17 protein-coding genes are annotated in these 20,144 nt (G+C 72.5%); 11 read left to right on the top strand and 6 right to left on the bottom strand.

All coding sequences use genetic code 11. The annotated features are described in order from the left end of the window. Positions 1 to 31: 31 nt before the first annotated feature. From AOM46_RS06995 to AOM46_RS06970, 6 genes are all read left to right on the top strand, one after another. On the top strand, positions 32 to 1,246 hold the full coding sequence (locus AOM46_RS06995; RefSeq protein WP_158920273.1) for a glycosyltransferase: 1,215 nt from the start codon (positions 32 to 34) through the stop codon (positions 1,244 to 1,246). Next, positions 1,243 to 2,286, top strand: coding sequence for a glycosyltransferase family 2 protein (locus tag AOM46_RS06990; RefSeq protein ID WP_062207093.1), 1,044 nt, complete (start codon positions 1,243 to 1,245; stop codon positions 2,284 to 2,286). The genes AOM46_RS06995 and AOM46_RS06990 overlap by 4 nt, the downstream gene beginning before the upstream one ends. Before the next feature lie 75 nt (positions 2,287 to 2,361). Further along, the gene (locus AOM46_RS06985; protein WP_062207091.1) at positions 2,362 to 3,576 is read left to right on the top strand and encodes an MFS transporter; all 1,215 of its coding nucleotides are present in this window, start codon (positions 2,362 to 2,364) and stop codon (positions 3,574 to 3,576) included. Continuing rightward, positions 3,548 to 4,651 (top strand): hypothetical protein, encoded by a 1,104-nt coding sequence (locus tag AOM46_RS06980; protein WP_062207088.1) that lies wholly within the window; start codon positions 3,548 to 3,550, stop codon positions 4,649 to 4,651. Before AOM46_RS06985 ends, AOM46_RS06980 begins: the two co-directional genes overlap by 29 nt. 124 nt (positions 4,652 to 4,775) lie before the next feature. Continuing rightward, entirely contained in the window at positions 4,776 to 5,153 is a 378-nt protein-coding gene (locus AOM46_RS06975) for a DUF4259 domain-containing protein (RefSeq protein WP_062207086.1), read from the top strand. A 75-nt stretch (positions 5,154 to 5,228) separates the two neighbouring features. Then, a complete protein-coding gene (locus AOM46_RS06970; protein WP_062207084.1) occupies positions 5,229 to 5,657 on the top strand; it encodes a pyridoxamine 5'-phosphate oxidase family protein in 429 nt (142 codons plus the stop codon). Positions 5,658 to 5,675: 18 nt separating this feature from the next. On the opposite strand, the gene AOM46_RS06965 is transcribed toward AOM46_RS06970, so the two are convergent. Together AOM46_RS06965 and AOM46_RS33850 are read right to left on the bottom strand one after the other, a co-directional pair. Then, positions 5,676 to 6,398, bottom strand: a complete 723-nt coding sequence (locus tag AOM46_RS06965) for a S1 family peptidase (RefSeq protein WP_107080007.1) — start codon at positions 6,396 to 6,398, stop codon at positions 5,676 to 5,678. 169 nt (positions 6,399 to 6,567) lie between these two features. Continuing rightward, positions 6,568 to 7,119, bottom strand: a complete 552-nt coding sequence (locus tag AOM46_RS33850) for a hypothetical protein (protein WP_062207080.1) — start codon at positions 7,117 to 7,119, stop codon at positions 6,568 to 6,570. A gap of 333 nt (positions 7,120 to 7,452) precedes the next feature. Between AOM46_RS33850 and AOM46_RS06955 the strand changes: the two genes are divergently transcribed. After that, positions 7,453 to 9,462 (top strand): thioredoxin domain-containing protein, encoded by a 2,010-nt coding sequence (locus AOM46_RS06955; protein ID WP_062207078.1) that lies wholly within the window; start codon positions 7,453 to 7,455, stop codon positions 9,460 to 9,462. A 73-nt stretch (positions 9,463 to 9,535) separates the two neighbouring features. Here AOM46_RS06955 and AOM46_RS06950 read toward each other — a convergent pair whose 3' ends face one another. Beyond that, positions 9,536 to 11,065, bottom strand: coding sequence for an MFS transporter (locus AOM46_RS06950; protein WP_234313665.1), 1,530 nt, complete (start codon positions 11,063 to 11,065; stop codon positions 9,536 to 9,538). Between the two features lie 292 nt (positions 11,066 to 11,357). Between AOM46_RS06950 and AOM46_RS06945 the strand changes: the two genes are divergently transcribed. Then, complete coding sequence (locus tag AOM46_RS06945) at positions 11,358 to 13,220, top strand: phosphoenolpyruvate carboxykinase (GTP) (protein WP_062207075.1); 1,863 nt, start codon at positions 11,358 to 11,360, stop codon at positions 13,218 to 13,220. A gap of 192 nt (positions 13,221 to 13,412) precedes the next feature. On the opposite strand, the gene AOM46_RS06940 is transcribed toward AOM46_RS06945, so the two are convergent. Together AOM46_RS06940 and AOM46_RS06935 are read right to left on the bottom strand one after the other, a co-directional pair. Next, positions 13,413 to 14,624 carry a pyridoxal phosphate-dependent aminotransferase gene (locus AOM46_RS06940; protein WP_062208621.1) on the bottom strand — a complete coding sequence of 404 codons (1,212 nt, stop codon included), beginning with the start codon at positions 14,622 to 14,624 and terminating at the stop codon, positions 13,413 to 13,415. Positions 14,625 to 14,731: 107 nt separating this feature from the next. Continuing rightward, a complete protein-coding gene (locus tag AOM46_RS06935; RefSeq protein WP_067225975.1) occupies positions 14,732 to 15,343 on the bottom strand; it encodes a TetR/AcrR family transcriptional regulator in 612 nt (203 codons plus the stop codon). Between the two features lie 191 nt (positions 15,344 to 15,534). On the opposite strand from AOM46_RS06935, the gene AOM46_RS06930 reads away from it, so the two are divergent. Genes AOM46_RS06930 through AOM46_RS06920 form a run of 3 tightly spaced genes read left to right on the top strand, consistent with a single transcriptional unit; the run spans position 15,535 to position 18,822 of the window. Beyond that, on the top strand, positions 15,535 to 16,032 hold the full coding sequence (locus AOM46_RS06930; RefSeq protein WP_062207071.1) for a PH domain-containing protein: 498 nt from the start codon (positions 15,535 to 15,537) through the stop codon (positions 16,030 to 16,032). Next, positions 16,029 to 17,525 carry a PH domain-containing protein gene (locus tag AOM46_RS06925; protein WP_062207069.1) on the top strand — a complete coding sequence of 499 codons (1,497 nt, stop codon included), beginning with the start codon at positions 16,029 to 16,031 and terminating at the stop codon, positions 17,523 to 17,525. Before AOM46_RS06930 ends, AOM46_RS06925 begins: the two co-directional genes overlap by 4 nt. A 25-nt stretch (positions 17,526 to 17,550) precedes the next feature. Beyond that, positions 17,551 to 18,822, top strand: coding sequence for an alanine racemase (locus AOM46_RS06920; protein ID WP_062207067.1), 1,272 nt, complete (start codon positions 17,551 to 17,553; stop codon positions 18,820 to 18,822). Between the two features lie 134 nt (positions 18,823 to 18,956). On the opposite strand, the gene AOM46_RS06915 is transcribed toward AOM46_RS06920, so the two are convergent. Next, on the bottom strand, positions 18,957 to 20,015 hold the full coding sequence (locus tag AOM46_RS06915) for a chitinase (RefSeq protein ID WP_062207065.1): 1,059 nt from the start codon (positions 20,013 to 20,015) through the stop codon (positions 18,957 to 18,959). Positions 20,016 to 20,144: the final 129 nt, after the last annotated feature.

Genomic DNA, 20,144 nt, shown 5'->3' with positions numbered 1-20,144 from the left:
CGATCACCGCGCGGTGCCACGGCCCCGAGGCGTGAGCGAGTCGGGGGATCTGATGCGCGTCCTGCTGTTGACGTTCTTCCACGGGCTCGGCCATGTGGTGCGGACCGCACGGGTCGGCTCGGCGCTGGTCGACGCCGGCGCCGAGGTGCTGGTCGGCACGGCGGAGCCGGCACGGCACATCATGACGGCCCGCGGGCTGGATTCGTTCCCGCTGACGGAGCTGCCGCCGTTCCCGCCGCGGGAGCCGGGCGAGGAGCCCCCGCCGCCCCCCGACGGCCGGATCCGACTGGCCGATCCGGAGTACCTCACCACCTGCCTCGCCGAGGAGCGCGCCGCGATCGCGGAGTTCCGGCCCGACATGGTGGTCAGCGACTTCCGGGTCACGGGCGCGGTCTCCGCCGCCCTGGAGGGGGTCCCGGCCGCCTGGATCGTCAACTCCGGGTTCTTCGAGTTCCCGTTCCCGCAGGTGCTGCGCGATGTGGTGCCCCAACTGATCGAGCTGGGCGTGCCGGAGGAGACCGCGCGCCGGGTCCTCGGCGATGTCCTCTACATCCCGGACTGGTCGCGGTTCGATCCGCTCTCCGGCATCGCCTCCCGGGAGTCCGGCGCCGCCCTTGGCTCGCTGGCCGAGATCCGGCATGTGGGGCCCGTGTTGAAGGAGGCGCCCGACCGGGCGCCGTCCCGCGCCGAGGCCCGGAAGCGGCTCGGCGTCGACGCGGACGTTCCGCTGGTGTACGTCAGCCTCGGCGGCACCGCCCAGGGCTATGGCTCGCTCACCACCATCGCCTCCCTGCTCGGCTCGGTCCCCGCGCACACCGTGCTGGTCACCGGCCCCAACATCCCGCCCGAGCGGCTGCCGGCGCACACCGCCGACACGGTGCTGGCCTACACCGAGGACAGCATGGCCTGGACACGGGCCGCCGATCTGGTCGTCACCCACGGCGGACACACCTCCACCATGGAGGCGCTCTGCCTGGGCACCCCGCTGCTGGCACTGCCCGGCCACGCGGAGCAGGAGTGGAACGCCTCCCGCGCGGTCTCCCTCGGCACCGGCGAGATCCTGCCGGCCGACGCGGTCGCCGATGCGTTCCTGCCGACCGTCACCCGTCTCCTCGACGACCAGGGCCTGGCCCGCCGCGCCCGCGAGGTCGGCGAGGCACTGGCCGACCGCGACGGCGCCGCCGAACTCGCCTCGCACGTCCTGGCGTTCGCCTCCCTCTCCGCCCTGGCGCGGGGTGCGTCATGACCGGGCCGGAGCCGGCGCCCGAGCTGTCGGTCGTCGTCATCGTCCGGGACGACGAGTCGGCCCTGCGCGGCCTTGTCGCCTCCCTCGGCGCCGCCGTCCAACGCACCGAAGCGGCCTACGAGATCGTCGCCGTCGACGACGGCTCCACGCCGCCCGTCCGCGCCGACCTCGCCGAGCTGGCCGGCGGCGTCCCGCTCACGCTGGTCCGGCGGAACGGCGCGGGCAACCGCGCGGCCGCCCGCGCGGAGGGCGCGGCCGAGGCGCGCGGGCGGTATCTCGCCTTTCTCGACGCGGACCAGGAGGCCCCGCCGCACTGGGTCGCCGAGCACCTCCGTTGGCAACGCGCTCTCCCCGGGGCCGTGGTCGCCGGCCACCGGCGGCACCGCGACGAGTCCGACGCCGGCCGCTGGCGGCCCGAGGTGCGCACCCGGGTCACCGCCGAGTACTCGCAGAACTACGCGCGCATCGCCGCCGCCTGGTACCTGCCGTTCAGCTGCAACATCTCGGTGCCCGCCGAGGCCTACCGTCAACTGGGCGGCTACAGCGACATGTTCGTGGGCTGGGGCTATGAGGACCACGACTTCGGCTACCGCGCCTGGGCCGCCGGCGTCCCCACCGTGCACAACCCCCTCGCCTGGACCTGGGACCGGCACCACGCGGTGCGCACCGACGCCGACCGGGTCGCCGAATGGGAGGCCAACCGCGACCGTTTCCTGACCGCCCACCCCGAGCCGCACGCCCAGGCGGTGCGGCTCGTCGACAACTACCCGACGGGCACCGGTTCGTCCCCCGGGCAGCTGTGGATGGACTCCTTCCGCCGCTTCGACGCGGAGCTGCGCCGCATCGACGGCGTCCGGGCCCCCGCGCCGCCCACCCGCACCCTGACCATCCTGTCGTCGGCCGACGCCGACCACGCCCGGGCGCTGCTGCACGACGACGTGCCGCTGCGGATCATCGACGGCCTCCACGGCTCGGGTCTCGACCTGGAGATCCAGCGGGACGGCCTCGGCCATATCGAGTACCACACGCTCCTGAGCTGACGGGCCGCCCCTCGCACCCCTCGGGCTCACGGACCGGGACCCTCGGCCCCTGGACGGAATCTGGACGGACGAAAGATGGCTCCCCTGCTGCGTTCCCCGCTCGGCCTGTGCCTGCTGTTCGTGTCCGCGATGACGGGCGTGATCAGCGTCGGCTACCCCCTGGCGCTGGACTCCGCCGGCTTCGCCAAGGCGGATATCGCGCTGTTCTTCGTCGTCAACTCGCTGATCGCGTTCACCCTTGCCCTCTCCTCCAGCCGGCCGGCGGCCCTCCGGCACGCGCCCCGGCTGCTCACCCCGGCCCTGCTGGTCGGGGCGGCCGGGGTCGCCCTGGTGACCACGGGGAACGCGCTGCCGCTGGTGTGTCTCGGCGGCGCGCTGTCCATGGCGGGCGCCGTCTCGCTGCCGCTGATCCTCCGTCGGCTGCAGTCCACCCCGCAGGCCGCGGGACTCTCCGACGCGGTGCTCGCCACCCGCACCCGGTGGATCGCCGTCGCCGGCTATGTCGCCGGCGTCGCCGTCTTCGCCGGCTCCAGCTCCCTGACCGAGTGGTGGTCCGACTGGCCGCCCGTCGGCGCCGCCGCCCTTCTCCTGGCCGCCGCGGCCGTCCTCGCCACGCTCGACCGGCGCGCGCTGCCGATGCCCGCGCCCCCGCCGGCGCCGGTGGGCGCCGGTCGGCTCGGTCTCGGCCCGGCCCTGGTCATCGGCGTGCTGGCGATCGTCCTCCTCAAGGCGGCGGACAGCCTGCGCCTGGTGTATCTGCCGCTGTTCGTCGTCAACTCCGGCTGGGACCCACGGCTCAACAGCGCCCTCTTCATGGCCACCGCCCTCGTCGAACTCGCCGTGCTGCCCTGGCTCGGCCGCGCCGGCGAGCGCCACCCCGCCACCCGGCTGCTCGCACTGGCCGCCGTCGGCGGCGCGCTGTCCTTCACCCTCACCGCCGCCTGGGCGTCCGTCGGCTCCCTGCTGGCCTCCCAGATGATCTACGCGGTCTTCGCCGCCGCCCTCCAGTCGCTGGGGATGGTGGTCCTCGCCGGCCTGGTCAGGGGCGGACTGCCGGCCGGCGCCGGCCTCTTCGCCGGGGTGATGCAACTCGGCTCCCTGGTCGGCATCCTCGCCCCCCTCACCATCTCCGGCTACCGACCGGTCCTGTTCTGGATCGCGGTCGCCTTCTGCACCGCCTCCGCCCTTGTGCTGCTGCTGCTGAACCGGTTGACCAGCACGGCCCGACCCGCCGTCCCTCCCCACCCCAGAGGAACCCACGATGACGCCGTTGACCAGGCTGCCCGCTGACGCCCGACGCCGACTGCACGACACCTCACAGACCGACCTCACCCCCGACCGGCTGGCCCAGCCCATCGATGTGGACCTCGGCCTCGACGAGGAGCGCCGGGAACCCGTCGAGGCGATCCCCGGCTGGCACAGCTACGGCGTCGCCGCCGCCGTGGAACGCGTCCGCGAGGGCCACGCCCTCGGCATCGGCGAGTTCGTGCTGCGCGTCTCCGACACCTCAGCCGAGGAACAGCCCACGCCCGCACGGCTCGACCGACACATCCGGGTCATCGCCCGCCTGGTGCGCGAGGCGCCGCAGGGCGTCCGCTGCACCGTCGACCCCTTCGCCCTCGCGCTCAACCCCGACGGCAGCTGGGGCCTGCGCGACGACACCGACCGACTCGACATCCCCGCCACCTACACGCTGCTGCGCGACACCGCGGCCGGCGTCGCCACCGTCGGGGCGCACGGGATCGTCACCTTGGGCCGGCTCCCCCTTGAGGTGTCGCACACCCGCGCCGGCATCGACTCGGTGCGGGGCGACACCCGGCTGTACTCGTTCTCCCAGAACAGCGAGACCAGCACCGCCTATGTCTATCTGGACGCGAACCACCGCGACACCGGGCAGAAGATCCTCCCCGGCAACCTGCCGGAGATGACGCTCTGGTCCCTGCTCGACGCCTTCCAGGGCACCCAGGTCTCGGTGACCAAACCGCTGGAGAACGCCCATGCCACCCTCGATGTGGCGCGGCATATCGAGCACGAGGAGCTGACCGACCGTCTGCTGCGCTCCCTCGAACGGGCCGACTCGGGGCTGCCCCGGTTCACCGGCGATGTGGCCGGCCTGGTCAGCGAGGTGCTGGACTCCCCGGCGACGCTTCAGAAGTCCCTGGCACAGCTGGAGTTGTACGGCTACACCGTCTCGGGCAGCACCCGCGCCCTGGGCGTCCTCGCCGCGGTGGACGGCCTCCGCCTGGCGCGGGCCCGGCTGGAGGAGTCCTGGCACAACTGGCTCGCCGCCGCCGGCACCCATGGCGGCCGGATCATCGACCGCAACGCCATCAGCTATCTGCGGGGCGAACTGCTGGGCGTCTGACCCCCGACCGACCACCGGCGAGCGGCCCCCGGACGCGGCGGGGCCGCTCGCCGGCCCGCATTGTCAGTGCCACCTGTTTCCATGGTTCCAGCGTGCGGTGACACCACCACGCGAAGGAGAAGACATGGGCACATGGGGCAGCGGGAACTTCGAGAGCGACACGGCCAGGGACTATCTGTCGTCCTTCATGGACCGGCTGGTCGCGGAGGTCGCCGAGGTGATGGACGGCGATCCGGTCGCCATCGAGCCCGACGAGTACTGGGGCGTCGCCATACCGTGCCAGCTGGAGCTGCTGCAGGTCCTCACCCGGGCCGGCCACAGCTCCGACACCCCCCTGCGCCCGGAGGTGGTGGAGCGGTGGAAGGAACACTTCATGGCCGTCTGGGAGCGGACCATCGACGATCTGGGGCCCGCGCCCGGCTACAAGGAACAACGACGCGCGGTGCTGATCCGCACCTTCGACCAGCTGGCCGATGCGGCAGCGGCCGGACACGCGGCCTAGCCGGCCCGATCCCGACCTGGCGCCGATCCGGTGCGGGCGGCGGGCCCGGCCGCGTCGCTCGGTAGGCTTCCCGGCATGGCCAACGTACTGCTCCTCCAGGAGGAGAACTACCTGGAGTTCTGGCACGAGTACCATCTGTGCACGCTCACCACCACCCGCCCGGACGGAACGCCGCATGTGGTGCCGGTCGGCGTCACGGTCGACGCGGACCAGGGGGTGGCGCGCGTCATCACACGCAGGACCAGCAGAAAGGTCGCCAACGTGAGCGGCGCCACCGCGCCCAGGGTCGCCGTCTGCCAGGTCGACGGAGGGCGTTGGGCGACGCTCGAAGGCACGGCGCGGGTCCGTACGGACGAGTCCGCCGTGGCGGATGCCGTCGACCGCTATGCGGCACGTTACGGGCGCAGGCCGGCGCCCGACCCGGAGCGGGTGGTGATCGAGATCGCCGTCGACCACGCCATGGGGCGCGCCACCCTCCCCCAGCAGCGCCCCGCCACCGCCTGAGGGTTCGGGTGGGGAGGGTCAGTAGCCGACGGTGAGGCCGGCCGCGGCGAGCACGGGGGGCACCGGCTGGTAGTAGGTCTGGCCGCCGGAGGAGCAGTTGCCGGTGCCGCCGACGAGGATGCCGAGGGCCGTGCCCGAGGCGTGCGCCGGGCCGCCCTGATCGCCGGGCTCGGCGCAGATGTTGGTGGTGAAGAGCCCGCTGACGGTGCCCTCGGGGAAGGCGATCGTCTGGTTGACCCCGGTCACGGTGCCGCAGTGGAACCCGGTGGTGGAGCCGTAGCGGCAGACGGACTGCCCCACCGAGGGCTGTCCCGCGCCGTTGATCCGCACCGGCTGTCCCGCGCCGTTGATCTCGCTGGGGTACTCCAGATCGGGGTTGGTGTAGCGGACCACCGACCAGGAGGAGCCGGGGAAGACCGCCAGCGTGGTGACGGCGACGGGGACGGTCAGCGCCGGGTCGCGGTACCACTGGGTGCCGACGCCGCCGCAGTGCCCGGCCATCAGCCCGTAACGGTCGGTGCCGTCGGTAGCGTTGAAGGCGACGGTGCACGGTCCGGCCGCGCTGTACAGCCGGTCCCCGCCGCGGATCGCGTCGGCGGCCGGCGCCGTGGTGGCGCCGGCGGTGGGGGCCAGGGCCAGCGCGAGGACGCCGAGCAGCGCGCCGAGCAGGGCGCCGACCAACGTCCGCCCGGATGCCCCGCGACGGGTTCCGGGCGCCAAGTCCGTTGCTGTGCCTGCCATTCCACACTCCTGTGGGGTGAGAGCCGGTGGTGCGGGCGACGACAGTGTGCTGCCGCCGGGCACTCCCGACAAGACCTCGCGTTCCGCCCGTTGCGCCGACCCCTCGCGCCGGGCCCGGGGGCGGGACGGCCGTCCCACCCCCGGGGTGACGCGGGGTGCCGTCAGCGCATCAGCACATGTAGGGCCGCATGACCTCGTACTCGCTGCCCCAGTTGGCGCAGCCGGCGGCCGAGTGGCCGTACCAGTTGTGCCCGAACTCGTGGGCGGCCAGCAGCGCGAAGTCGCTCACCAGGCTGGAGAGCACGATGCGCTGACCCTGGCCCCAGTTGCAGCCGACCACGTTGGTGGCACTGCCGCAGCCCTGGACATAGCCGCTGACGCACTCGACCGGGGTGCCGCTGCCCGCGGTCTCGGTGGCGTCGCCCCAGAAGTTGGCACCGCTGCGGATGGCGCCCGCGCGGCTGCTGCAGGAAGCGGTGATGTGGTAGCTCCAGGCCACCGGCGCGGCGGCGTCCACGCCCTCCTGGACCTGCGGCAGGTCGCTGTGGTCGTCGGTCTCGCCGGTCTCGTAGGCGTCCTCCAGGTCGCTCACCAGGAGCGTGGCATGGGGTTCGGAGTCGTGGATATCGACTGCCGCACCGGCGTTGGCGGAGGTGGGGAAGAACATCAGGACGGCGAAGGCGACGAGCACACCGGCCAGTCTGCGCATTGTCACGGTCATGACAACTCCTCTCGTGGGGGGCGCCGCACGCTTTTCGTCGGACGCGGCCCGACCGGACGAGCGCCGGGTTCCGCCCCGGTCGTGGAGGTGGGGTGCGTACGGCTGATCGACAGGAAGATATTGCCAGAAGTGGTGTATGCCAATCCGCTTCGTCGATGTTGCGTACAAGTAAGAAGATGTCGCCCGTCGAATTCGAGTCACCCGGCACGACCGCCCAACCGCAGTCGGGGTAACGCACCGTGACGAATCGCCGGCTCCCGTCGGCCGCCCGGGATCCGGGAGCGCGCGACGAGGAAGGCCCGCCGCCGCTTCGGGGCGTGCGACGATGCCGGTATGAACCGCCTGGCTGACTCCCAGTCGCCCTATCTGCTCCAGCACGCGTCCAACCCGGTCGATTGGTGGCCATGGGGTGAGGAGGCGTTCGCCGAGGCACGCCGGCGGGACGTTCCGGTGCTGCTGAGCGTCGGATACGCGAGCTGCCACTGGTGTCATGTGATGGCGCGTGAGAGTTTCGAGGATCCGGAGCTCGCCGAGTATCTGAACGCCCGTTTCGTCCCGGTGAAGGTGGACCGGGAGGAGCGGCCCGATGTGGACGCCGTCTATATGGAGGCCGTGCAGGCCGCCACCGGGCAGGGTGGTTGGCCCATGACGGTGCTGATGACGGCCGACGGCGAGCCGTTCCACTTCGGCACCTACTACCCGCCCGAGCCGAGAAGTCAACTCCCCTCCTTCCGCCAGCTGTTGGAAGGCGTCACCGCCGCCTGGCGGGACCGCAGGGGTGAGGTGGCCGAGGTCGCCCGGCGGGTCACGGCCGAGCTGGCCGGGCGGCGGATGGAGTATCGCGCGCCGGCGCCGCCCGGGGCGGAGGAGCTGGCCCTGGCGCTGGGCGCGCTGGCCGGCGAGTTCGACGAGCGACACGGCGGCTTCGGCGCAGCCCCCAAGTTCCCGCCGGCGATGGTGCTGGAGTTCCTGCTGCGCCACCACGCCCGCACCGGCTCCACCCAGGCGCTGCGCATCGTCGAGCGCACCTGCGAGGCGATGGCCAGGGGCGGCATTTACGACCAGCTGGCCGGCGGCTTCGCGCGCTACTCGGTGGACGCCGCGTGGATCGTGCCGCACTTCGAGAAGATGCTCTACGACAACGCACTGCTCGCCCGGGTCTATCTCCATCTGTGGCGGGCCACCGGATCCCCGTTGGCCCGGCGGGTCGCGTTGGAGACGGCCGACTTCATCGTGCGGGAACTGGGCACGGCCGAGGGCGGGTTCGCGTCCGCACTGGACGCCGACAGCGAGACGCCGGACGGCGACCACGCGGAGGGCGCCGCCTATGTCTGGACGCCCGAGCAGCTGCGGGACGTGCTCGGCGAGGCGGCCGGCGCCGAGGCCGCCGAGCTGTACGGGGTGACGGCCGACGGCACGTTCGAGGCCGGCGCCTCCGTGCTGCGCCTGCCGGGCGCGGCGCCGTCCGAGGCGGTCAGGACGGAGCTGCTGGCCGCGCGGCGGCTGCGGCCGGCGCCCGAGCGGGACGACAAGGTGATCGCGGCCTGGAACGGTCTGGCCGTCGCCGCGCTGGCCGAGGTCGGCGGCTGCCTGGGCCGTCCCGATCTGGTCGCCGCCGCCGAGTCGGCCGCCGAACTGCTGGTGACGGTCCACCGGGACGCGACCACCGGCCGGTTGGCCCGCACCTCCAGGGACGGCCGGGCCGGAGCGAACGCCGGCGTGCTGGACGACTACGCCGATCTGGCGGAGGGCCTGATGGCGCTCTACGCGGTGACCGGCGAGAGCGCCTGGCTGACCACGGCCGGCGAACTGCTCGATGTGGTGCTGACGCGGTTCACCGGCGAGGACGGCGCCTTCTTCGACACCGCCGACGACGCCGAGCGGCTGATCCGCCGCCCCCAGGACCCGACCGACGGGGCCACCCCGGCCGGCTGGACGGGGGCCGCCGGCGCGCTGCTCTCGTACGCGGCCTACACCGGGAGCGAGCGTCACCGCCGGGCGGCCGAACGGGCGTTGGGGGTGGTCACCGCGTTGGCGGCCGGCGCTCCCCGGTTCATCGGCTGGGGGCTGGCGGTCGCCGAGGCGGCGCTCGACGGGCCGCGTGAGGTGGCCGTGGTGGGCCCGGACGACGATCCGGCCACCGCCGAGCTGCACCACACCGCGCTGTTGGCGACCGCCCCTGGCGCCGTGGTGGCCAGGGGCGAGCCGGGTGCGGCGGATGCCTCGCCGCTGCTCGCGGACCGGCCGCTGCGGGACGGCCGCCCCGCGGCGTATGTCTGCCGGGGCTTCGTCTGCCGGCGGCCCACCTCGGACGCCGCGGAACTGGCCGCCCAACTGGGCTGAGGCGGCCCGGGCTCGGCGGCTGCTCGTCATCGTGCGCCGGCGTGCGGTCGAGCTCTGCGCGCCGGGCGCGCGGTCAGCCGTGCGCGCCGGGCGCGGCGCGGGGCGCCGCCGGGGCGCTCACGGGGTGTGCCCTGGTCAGCAGCCAGGCGGCGAGTAGCGCCGCGGCCAGCGCCAGATAGGCGCTGACGAAGAGCGCCACCGTGGTGGCGTGGGTGAACGCCGCGTCCGCCGCCTCGGCCAGTTCGGGCCGGTTCAGGCGCTCGGCCCACTGGTGCGCGGAGGTGACGGAGCGGCCGGCGCCCTCGGCCGCGGCCTCCGTGAGGCCGCTGGTGTCCAGCCGGCCGCGGTAGGTATGGGCCAGCAGGCTGCCGAGCAGCGCCACGCCCAGCGCCGAACCGAGCAGCCGCACCGTGGTCAGCATCCCCGAGCCGGCGCCGAACCGGTCCGGCGGCAGCGCGCCCATCGCGGCGTCCACCGCCGGCACCATGGCGAGGCCGAGGCCGAGACCGGTGATGGCCAGCCAGATCGCCAGCTGTCCGTCGCCCGCGTCGGCCAGCGCCGAGCTGCCCAGGAAGCCGGCGAAGGACAGCAGCACCATGCCGCTGGCGACCACCGCGCCCACGCCGAACTGCCGCACCAACGGGCCGCCGCCGCGCACCAGCAGCAGCAGCCCGGCGAGCAGCGGCAGCAGCCGCAGCCCGGCGTCGAAGGGGCCGAAGCCCCGCACGTCCTGCAGGTACTGCGGCAGGAAGAACAGCAGCCCGGCCAGCACGAACCCGGACACCGCGCTGAACAGGGTGGGCCAGCCGAAGCGGGGATCGCGCAGCAGCCGCAGATCGATCATGGGGCGGCGCCGTCGGCTCTCCCTGGCCAGCGCGAGGGCGGTGAGCGGCGCCGAGGCGGCCATCGCGGCCAGCACCACCGGGCTCGTCCAGCCCCGTGCGGTGCCCTCGATGACGGCGAAGACCAGGGCGCCGATGCCGGTCGCGACCAGCGCGGTGCTCAGCGGATCGACCCGGGGAGCGGCCGGATCGCTGCTCTCGGGCAGCAGCAGCCGGCAGGCGACGGCCGCCAGCGCCAGCGCGGGCACGTTGGTGAGGAACAGCGCGGCCCAGCCGAAGCGGTCCAGCAGCGCGCCGCCGACCAGCGGACCCAGCGGCATGCCCGCGGTGAACGACATGGCGACCAACGCCACCGCGCGGGGCCGGTCCGCCGGGGGGAAGACGGTCGGCAGCAGCGCCAGCACCAGCGGCGAGACCAGCGCGGCGCCGAGACCCATGAGCGTGCGGGCGGCGATCAGATGTGCGGCCCCGTCGGCGAGGGCGCCGAGCGCCGATCCGGTCAGCACGATGAGCAGCCCGGCCAGCAGGGTGCGGCGCCGGCCGTACCGGTCGCCCAGCAGCCCGGCGGGCAGCACCGCCGCTGAGAACGTCACCAGATACGCGTCCACCACCCACTGCTGCTGGCCGGTGTCGATGCGTAGCTCGGCGGAGAGTGTGGGCAGTGCCACATTGAGGATGGTCAGGTCGAACCCCAGGGTCAGCATGGCGAGGCCCAGCGCGGCCAGCGCCCACCAGCGGTGGGGGGCCTGTGGCGGGGGCATCGGCTTCCCTCCTGGAGGCATCACTGAATGTTAGTTACTCCCGGTTCGGCCCGTCCCCGCAAGGGGGTTTTGCCCACCCTTGGCCTCTGCTCATCTGAGCTGCTCTAGACACAGAAGAGAAGTGGGTTCACTATCAGATGAGCGGCCCGTCCTTACGGATGAGCGCGAGCGGCCGGCTGAAAAGCGACGTGGCGGACGGACCAGTGCAGAAACGCCCCTCACGTCGCCGGGCCGGGCGGTGGCCGCCTGACGCGCATACCCTCAAACCCTCAACACTTCAGGAGCGAACGCGATGCTGACCTCAGCTCCCGTCGCCGCGACCGCCCCCACCCGGCACCGAGATCTGCTGGCCTGGGTGGCCGAGATCGCCGAGGTGACCCAACCCGACCAGGTCGTGTGGTGCGACGGCTCCGAGGAGGAGTACGACCGCCTGTGCGCCGAGCTGGTCGCCCGGGGCACCTTCCGCGCCCTCGACCCGACCCGCCGCCCGAACTCCTACTACGCCGCCTCCGACCCCACCGACGTCGCCCGCGTCGAGGACCGCACCTTCATCTGCTCGCGGCGCGAGGAGGACGCGGGGCCGACCAACAACTGGATGGCCCCCGACGAGATGCGGCGCGTCTTCACCGGGAAGGACGGCCTGTTCCGGGGCTCGATGCGCGGCCGGACCATGTATGTGGTCCCGTTCTGCATGGGCCCGCTGGGCTCGCCGCTCTCCGCCCTCGGCGTGGAGATCACGGACTCGGCCTATGTGGTCACCGCGATGCGCACCATGACCCGGATGGGCCGCGCGGTGCTGGACGAGCTCGGCGACGACGGCCCGTTCGTGCGGGCCGTGCACTCCGTCGGCGCTCCGTTGGCGGCGGGGGAGGCGGACGTGGCCTGGCCGTGCAACCAGGTCAAGTACATCTCCCACTTCCCGGAGACCCGCGAGATCTGGTCGTTCGGCTCCGGCTACGGCGGCAACGCGCTGCTCGGCAAGAAGTGCTACGCGCTGCGCATCGCGTCCGTGATGGCCAGGGACGAGGGCTGGCTCGCCGAGCACATGCTGATCCTCAAGCTCACCCCGCCGGACGGCGGTCGGCCGCACTATGTGGCGGCGGCCTTCCCGTCCGCCTGCGGCAAGACCAACCTGGCGATGCTGCGGCCCGCGCTGCCCGGCTGGCGGGTGGAGACGGTGGGCGACGACATCGCCTGGATGCGCTTCGACGAGGAGGGGCAGCTGCGGGCCATCAACCCCGAGGCCGGCTTCTTCGGTGTGGCCCCGGGCACCGGCGAGGACACCAACGCCAACGCCATGCGCACCCTCTGGGGCAACGCGGTCTTCACCAATGTCGCGCTCACCGAGGACGGCGGCGACGTCTGGTGGGAGGGCATGACCGAACAGGCCCCCGCCCGCCTCACCGACTGGCGCGGCCAGCCCTGGACGCCCGAGGACGGCCGCCCGGCGGCGCACCCCAACGCCCGGTTCACCGTCCCGGCGGCGCAGTGCCCCACCATCGCGCCGGAGTGGGAGGACCCGGCCGGGGTGCCGATCTCGGCCATTCTCTTCGGCGGCCGAAGGGCCAGCACGGTGCCGCTGGTCACCGAGTCGCTCTCCTGGCGGCACGGCGTCTTCCTCGGCGCCAACGTGGCCTCGGAGAAGACGGCGGCGGCCGAGGGCACGGTGGGCGAGCTGCGCCGCGACCCGTTCGCCATGCTGCCGTTCTGCGGGTACCACATGGGCGACTACTTCGCGCACTGGCTGGCCATGGGCGAGCGCGCCGCCGACCCGGCGAAGCTGCCCCGGATCTTCTACGTCAACTGGTTCCGCAAGGACGAGCGGGGCGACTTCGTCTGGCCGGGCTTCGGCGAGAACATCCGGGTGCTGAAGTGGATCGTCGACCGGCTGAACGGCGAGGCGACCGGGCGGGCCACGCCGGTGGGGCTGCTGCCGGCGGACGGGGAGCTGGACATCGAAGGGCTTGGGCTCACCCCCGACCAGCTGACGACGCTGCTCGAGGTGGACCTGGAGGCCTGGCGCGCCGAGGCCGAGCTGATCCCCGAGCACCTGCGCACCTATGGCGACCACGCCCCCGAGGGCCTGTGGGCCGAGCACCGGGAGCTGGTGCGACGGCTCGACGCGGCCGAAGGACGCGGACAAACGGCCGGCTGATCAGCTGACGATCGGCGTTGACCAGCCGCTCTCGCTTCTATTGGGCGCCTGTTGACGGCCATCGACCGTTTATAGGGCGAGGTTGATCGAGACAGGCGAAGGCCCCTCCTCGGACGTCACCGAGGAGGGGCCGTCACCATGCTGACCTTGATGGCTGGCTTTGGTTCGGTCCGGCTTTGGTCGGGTCCGGTTTCAGAACTGCGCGTAGCCGTCGAGGAAACGACCGATCCGGGTCACCGCGTCCGCCAGCTCGTCGGCCGGCGGCAGCGTCACCACTCGGAAGTGGTCGGGCTCCGGCCAGTTGAAGCCGGTGCCATGCACGATCATGATCTTCTCTGACCGCAACAGATCGAGCACCATCTGCCGATCGTCCTTGATCTTGTAGACCTTGGGGTCGAGCCGAGGGAACGCGTAGAGCGCTCCCTTGGGCTTGACGCAGGTCACCCCGGGGATCTCGGTCAGCAGGCGGTGGGCGACATCCCGCTGCTCCTTGATCCGCCCGCCCGGCAACACCAGCTGTTCGATCGACTGCCGGCCGAAGAGCGCCGCCGCGACCGCGTGTTGCGCGGGCATATTGGCGCAGAGCCGCATGTTGGCCAGGATGGTCAGACCCTCTATATAGCTGCCCGCGTTCTCCTTGGGGCCGCAGACCGCGAGCCAGCCGGAGCGGAATCCGGCCACCCGGTAGTTCTTGGAGAGGCCGTTGAACGTGAGGGTCAGCAGGTCGGGCGCGACCACGGCGGTGGAGGTGTGGGTGGCGCCGTCGTAGAGGATGCGGTCGTAGATCTCGTCCGAGCAGACCACCAGCCGGTGCCGCCGGGCCAGGTCGGTGAGCTGCCGCAGCATCTCCTCGTCGTAGACCGCGCCGGTGGGGTTGTTGGGGTTGATCACCACCAGCGCCCGGGTGCGGTCGGTGATCTTCCGCTCGATATCGGCGATGTCCGGCATCCAGTCCGACTGCTCGTCACAGCGGTAGTGCACCGCCGTGCCGCCGGCCAGTGACACCGAGGCCGTCCACAGCGGGTAGTCGGGCGCCGGCACCAGGACCTCGTCCCCGTCGTCCAGCAGCGCCTGCATCGACATCTGGATCAGCTCGGAGACGCCGTTGCCCAGATAGATGTCCTCCACCGAGAGGTGCAGCCCCTTGGTCTGGTAGTGCTGCATGACCGCGCGCCGGGCGGAGAGCAGCCCCTTGGCGTCGCCGTAGCCGTGCGCCTCGCCGACGTTGCGGAGCACGTCCTCCAGGATCTCGGGCGGGCAGTCGAAGCCGAAGGCCGCCGGATTTCCGGTGTTGAGCTTGAGAATGCGGTGTCCTGCTGCCTCAAGCCGCTGTGCCTCCTCAAGAACCGGGCCCCGGATCTCGTAGCAGACATTTGCGAGCTTGCTTGACTGGATCACCTGCATCATGCTCGCCACCTTACGACCGTGTTACCTGGTCCGCTCTGTGTTTTCGCCCACCGGAGGGGGCCGCCGGGCGGCCGGTCGTCGTGGGTGCGTGGGGCACGGCCCGGTCAGGACGTGGGTCGTTCCGGATGCGCCACCACGCCGTCGGTCAGGGTTCTGACGACCCGGTCGAGCGCGAGATGCCGGGGCAGCCCCTCGGCGCTGGCCTCCCAGCCGGCCGACAGCATGTACCAGAGCGCCCGGATGAACCAGTCCGCGTCGAATTCGGCCGCGAAATAGCCCTCGTCCTGGCCACGGACGAACAACAGGGCCATCGGGATGTGCGCCCGCTCCCACCGCTCGTCGTCCCAGCCGTAGCCGTTGTGCTGGGGCTCGCTGAAGAGGAAGTCGACCAGCTGCCCGTGCTCGAACAGGGCGGCGACCAGGCGGCGGAAGGCGTCGGGCACCTCGCCCTGGTCCAGCTGGAGGTCCCCGACGGTGCGTTCGATGGTCTCGGCGCACTGCACATACAGGCCGCTGACCAGCGCGGCCCGGTCGGGGAAGTAGCGGTGCAACGTGCTGCGGCCGACCTCGGCCGCCCTGGCGATCTCCGACATCGGGGCGGAACGATCGCGCCCGAGCACCGTCACTGCCGCGTCCAGGATGGCCCGGCGGGTGCGGGCGATCGTTCCCGACGACGTTCCCGACGACGTTCCCGAGGGAGAGACCGGTGCTGCCATGCCTCCCATGGTAAGACCGCGCCCGGCCGGGCCCGGAGTGCCGGTTCGGGGACGTCACGGCGTCGGGCTGCCACGACGCGCTGTCACGGCGTCGCGCTGCCACGGGGCGCGCTGCCAAGGGCCGGGCTGCCACGGGGCGGCCGAAAAAAAGGGGGTGGAACACGGCGTCCAGCTGTGGGACACTCTGTCCCATGGTGAATCACATCGTTCCGCTCCGCGAGCCGGAGCATCGGGTGGAGCGGCGCGCCGTGGCCCTGTGGGTGGCGCGGGCGCTGGCCTGGTCTCTGCCGGTGGCCGGCATCCTCGGGCTGCTGCACGCGGTGTGGTCATCGGCCCGCCCCTGGACGGGGCCGCTGTTGGTGGCCGCCGCCGTGCTGATCCCGCTCTATGCCCTGGTCATGCCGAACTGGCGCTATCGGGTGCATCGTTGGGAGAGCTCGGAGGAGGCGGTCTTCGCCCGGGAGGGCTGGCTGGTCCAACAGTGGCGGATCGCGCCGATATCCCGCATACAGACGGTGGACACGGTGCGCGGGCCCCTCGATCAGCTGCTCGGCCTGGCCACCCTGGTGGTCACCACGGCCTCGTCCAGCGGGGCCATCTCGATCCGGGGCCTGGCTCCCGGCACGGCGAGCGCCGCCGCCGACCGACTCACCGAGATCACTCGGCGCACGCCGGGGGACGCGACATGACCGCGCCGGCCGAGGTTCCCTGGCGGCGCCTGGATCCCAGGCTGATCTGGGCCGATGGGCTGCGGGTGGTGCTGTCCATGCTGCCCGGCGGCTTCGCCGTCCTCTTCCTGGACGCCCGCGGCTCGATGACGATCATGCCGCTGGTCGGCCTGGCCGTCTGGGGCCTCTGGGGCGCGGTCGGCGATCTGGTGCGCTGGCTGACCACCCGTTACCGCGTCACCGAGAGCCATGTGGAGCGCAGATCCGGGGTGTTGGTCCGCAGCCATCGGGCGATCAGCCGCGACCGGATCCGCACGGTGGACGCGGACGCCCGGCTGATCCACCGGCTGGCCGGCGTGCGTCGGCTCACCATCGGAGCCGGTCAGTCGAGCACCACGATGGAAGCGGCGCTCACGCTGGACGCGGTCTCCAGAACGGCCGCGCGGCAACTGCGAGCCGAGCTGACCGGCGTCCCGGCCGAGGAGCGGGAGGAAGCCCGTTCGCCGGCGCTGGCGGAGTTCGACTGGCGTTGGATCGTCCACAACCTCTTCGGCATATGGGCCCTGTTGACGGCCGTCGGGCTGCTCTGGGGTGGCTTCTTCACCCTCGGGGCCCTCGGTGCCGACATGGGCGGCTGGGTGAGTTCGCTCGCCGACTGGGAGTCGATAGGCCCGCTGGGCACGGCCCTGGTGGCCTGGGCCGCCGTGGTGCTGGTGGGCGCGGTCGGCATGGGCGGCGCCTTCCTCACCGGCCAGGCGCACTTCCGGCTCACCAGGGAGCCGGGCGAGCGGAGCGAGGTACTGCGCACCTCCCGTGGTCTCTTCAGGACCAGGGAGGTGGTGCGGGACGAGTCCCGGGTGCGCGGGGTCAGCCTCTCCGAGCCACTGCTGTGGCGCTGGCTCGGCACCACGGACACCAGCCTCATCACCACGGGAGTGTTCTGGTGGAGCGAGGGCGTCGCGATCCTGCCGCGCGGCCCGCGCCGGGTGGCCCGCCGGGTCGCGGCCCAGGTGCTGCGCGCGGATCCGCTGGCCGCGCCGTTGGTCCGCCATCCGGGAGCGGCGCTGCGGCGGCGGCTGTCGTGGGCGCTGGTGACCACCGGCGGCTGCACGCTCGCGGTGGCCCCGCTGGGGCAACGTGTGTGGCTGCCCGTCCTGTTGGTCCTCGGGCCGCTCTCCATGGGGTTGGCCTGCGCCGGCTACCGCGCCCTGGGGCACAGCGTGCACGGTGACTATCTGGTGTTCCGGTCCGGGGCGCTCAGCCGGGTCACGGCGATGCTGCGCCGCTCGGCGGTGAGCGGGGTGTCCATCCGACAGTCGCCGCTCCAACGGCGCCTCGGCCTGGCCACGGTGCGGGTCTCCACGGCTGCCGGGGACGGGGCCTACCACGCGGTGGATATCGCGGTGGCGGACGCCGTGCCGCTCGCCGGCGAGGCGCTGTCCCAGGTGCGGCCCTTTCGGCAGGGTGGTGAGGAGGCCAGGGCCCACATAGGGTCGGGGCATCTCGCCCCATGACCCGCCGGAACTTGGGAGCAGCCGCATGGCCAGCCCGCTCGACCAGCTCGCCGACGAGATCCTGGACAGCCGCTTCAAGGGGCTGCCGCCCGACGCCGCCGGTCGCACGGTGGGAGAGCTGGCCGCCGAGCGGCGGCACTTCCAGCGGGGCGGCTTCACCACCCCGTTGCTGACCGCCTCCGCCGAAGCGCTGGAGCACAACGTCCACACCCTGGCCGACTTCGCCGCCCGTCATGGTCTGGCCCTCGCACCGCACGGCAAGACCTCCATGGCGCCGGCGCTCTTCCACCGCCAACTTGAGCTGGGCGCCTGGGGGATCACGGTCGCCGTGCCCCATCAGGCGCGGGTGGCCAGGGCCTTCGGTGTCCCGAGTGTCTTCCTGGCCAACGAGGTGGTGGATGGCGCGGCGCTGCGTTGGCTGTCCGCCGAGTTGGACGCCGACCCCGGCTTCCGCTGTGTGGTCTATGTCGACTCCGTCGCCGGGGTCGCGCTGATGGACGAGGCGCTTCGCGCCGCCGGCGCCCGTCGCCCGCTGGAGGTGGTCGTGGAGTGGGGCGCCGCCGGTGGCCGCACCGGGGTGCGGGATGTCGCCGAGGCGACGGCCGTGGCCGACGCGGTCGCCGGCGTCGAGACGCTGCGGCTGGTCGGGGTCGCCGGCTACGAGGGCGAGTTGCCCGGTGCCGATGCCGCCTCCGTGCGCCGGTGGCTCGGGCAGCTCGGTGCCCTGGCCGCCGCGTTCGACGCCGCCGGCAGGTTCGACGGCCTCTCCGAGGTGCTGGTCAGCGCGGGTGGCAGCGCCTGGTTCGACGTGCTGGCCGAAGCCTTCGCCGAGCTGCCCGCGCTCTCCCTCCCCACGGTGCGGATGCTGCGCGCCGGCGCCTATGTCAGCCATGACCACGGCCGCTACCGGGAGGTCACCCCCTTCACCCGGATCCCGGCGGAGGGCGAGCTGCGCCCGGCCTTTCTGCTCTGGGCCCAGGTGGTGTCCCAGCCGGAGCCCGGTCTGGCGCTGCTCAACGCCGGGAAGCGCGATATCGCCTATGACCTGGGGCTTCCCGAGGTGGTCGAGATCCGCTCGGCGGACGGCGGCTCGCGGTCCGGGGCCGGTCTCGCCGTGGTCAAGCTCTCCGACCAACACGCCTTCGTCCGGGCAGAGGAGGGGGCCGCGGCCCCCTCCGTGGGGGAGTGGCTGGCGCTGGGGATGTCCCATCCCTGCACCATCTTCGAGAAGTGGCCGCTGATCCCGGTGGTCACGGCCGACGGCACGGTCGTCGACTGCCTCCGCACCTTCTTCTGACTGCTTCTGACTTCCTCTGATTCTTCTGAGTCGGTTGCCGGTTGCCGGTTGCCGGTTGTCGGTCCTGCCGGCGGCCCGCGCCCCGACCCGCCCATCAGGGCGAGCCGGGGCACGGGCCGGGGACGAGGCGGGGGTCAGCCCAGGCCGTGGACGTGCGGACCGACCGTGTCCGACCAGGAGTTGCCCGCGTGGGCGTCCCAGTTCACCGACCAGGTCATCGCGCCCCGGATGTCCGGATAGGTCTGGTCCGGCACAAACGAACCGCAGTTGGTGCCCCGTGCCAGGCAGTCAAGGGCGTCGTTGACCACCTGCGGGTCGACATACCCCGAGCCGGCCGCGTTCGGGGTGGCCGGCACGCCGAGTGCCACCTGCGAGGCGGAGAGCCCGCTCTCCAACTGGATACAGGCGAGCGCCGTCAGGAAGTCCACCGTGCCCGACGAGTAGACCTGACCGTCACAGCCGAGCATCGAACCGCTGTTGTAGTACTGGGTCTGCACGGCGGTGAGGAAGTCGCTGGTGTTGAGGGCCAGTTGGAAGTACTCGCTGCCGGTGTTCTGCATGTCCAGCGTCTGCGGTGCCATCGTGTACACCAGGTCGTCGCCGGCCTGGGCGTGGATGGCCTCCATGGCCTGCGTCAGATACTGGGCGTTGATGCCGTGTTCGAGGTCGATGTCGACCCCGTCGAAGCCGTACTCCTCCATCAGCCCCAGGGTGCTGTCGGCGAAGGCGGCCGCCGAGGCGTCGTCGTTCACCGTGACATTGCCCAGTTCGCCACCCACGGAGATGATCACCGCGACGCCGTCGGCCTGCTTGGCCGCGATGTCGTCCTTGAACTCCTGTTCCGAGGAGTACCCCAGCACCGGGTCCAGTTCGAAGTCGATCTCGCCGGGGGTGCTGGTCGAGGAGGCGAAGGAGACCGCCAGGATGTCGTACTGGGGGGAGACCTCGCCGAGCTTGAGCACGGTGGAGCCGTTGTCGAAGTTGTGCCAGTAGCCGGTCAGGGTGTGGCCCGGCACGGCCGTGGGCGCGGGGTCGTCGGCGGCGGTGCCGACCGCGCCGGCGGCGCCGACGAGCCCGGCCGCCAGCAGCCCGCCGACGGCGGTGGCCACGCCCAGCCGCAGCGCGGTACGCGACCGCCGGCCGGTGCGTCGGTCCTGGGTGGGGGTGCGTCGATGCGAAGTGAACTCGTCCACGGTCGCCTCCGTAGCAAGGTGTGGGGGTGGTGGGGGTGCGCCCGCACTTCCCTCCCCGCTGTCCCCGGACGAGAACGGACGGGAACGGGCGGGAGAACGCGCGCAGTTGTGCTGTGGGGAAACGGTGGC

Origin of the sequence: Streptomyces sp. NBRC 109706 (assembly GCF_000974485.1) — a bacterium.
GTDB lineage: Bacteria > Actinomycetota > Actinomycetes > Streptomycetales > Streptomycetaceae > Streptomyces.
The sequence above is the reverse complement of the archived record's forward strand: the minus strand, read 5'-3'. Positions and strand labels throughout refer to the sequence as shown.